This is a genomic window from Bradyrhizobium campsiandrae, from assembly GCF_014529705.1.
Lineage (GTDB): Bacteria > Pseudomonadota > Alphaproteobacteria > Rhizobiales > Xanthobacteraceae > Bradyrhizobium > Bradyrhizobium campsiandrae.
In genome coordinates this window covers 1-246 of the sequence record NZ_JAANIH010000354.1, presented here as the reverse complement: position 1 = coordinate 246, position 246 = coordinate 1, and the positions used below count along the sequence as shown (strand labels likewise).

1 protein-coding gene is annotated in these 246 nt (G+C 65.9%); it reads left to right on the top strand.

Going from position 1 to position 246, the window contains the following annotated elements; all coding sequences use genetic code 11:
• Positions 1 to 246: hypothetical protein (locus tag G8O24_RS43380; RefSeq protein ID WP_188108486.1), on the top strand; the 246-nt coding region annotated here is incomplete at both ends.

Here is a 246-nt window from a genome sequence, read left to right as displayed (position 1 = left end):
CGGCCATCATGCAGATCTCGGCATCCGCCGCCGGCGTTGCCGAACCGACCGTGTCGGCATCGAACTGCATGAACTGACGGAAGCGGCCGGGGCCCGGCTTCTCGTTGCGGAAGACATAGCCGACGCGCTCGGCAAGTTCCTGCCCGATCAGGACCGTCCGAACGAGGGGGTGTTCTCGTTCCAGGACGATGACGAGCAGTGGATCTCGCTGCGCTACGACCTGACCGCGCCGCTGGCGCGCTATGT